Source organism: Acetobacter okinawensis, assembly GCF_002153655.1.
Classification (GTDB): domain Bacteria; phylum Pseudomonadota; class Alphaproteobacteria; order Acetobacterales; family Acetobacteraceae; genus Acetobacter; species Acetobacter okinawensis_A.
Genome location: NZ_JOPJ01000102.1, coordinates 1 through 266, shown reverse-complemented (window position 1 = coordinate 266; position 266 = coordinate 1). Strand labels below are relative to the sequence as shown.

1 pseudogene is annotated in these 266 nt (G+C 62.8%); it reads right to left on the bottom strand.

Going from position 1 to position 266, the window contains the following annotated elements:
* Window positions 1-245, bottom strand: a pseudogene (locus tag HK26_RS13665) (hypothetical protein); the annotation flags it as partial.
* Window positions 246-266 lie beyond the last annotated feature (21 nt).

Genomic DNA, 266 nt, shown 5'->3' with positions numbered 1-266 from the left:
CGCACGGGCAGGTGGTCATTCACATTGTCTGCCAGCGTCTCATTGAGCGGGCCGCCGATATTATTAAATGTCACACCCCCGGCGGACAGGGAGCCACCCAGCGCATCGGCGGTGAGGGTCATGGACCGGCTCAGATCAAAGGCCGAACTGACAAAGGGAGGATACGGCGTGCCGTCCCCGGCCACGAACCCTGCATCAGAAAAGCGCAGGGTATCGTATGTTTCCAGCCGGAAACCCGGCGCCATGGGCGCACCATGCGCGCTGGC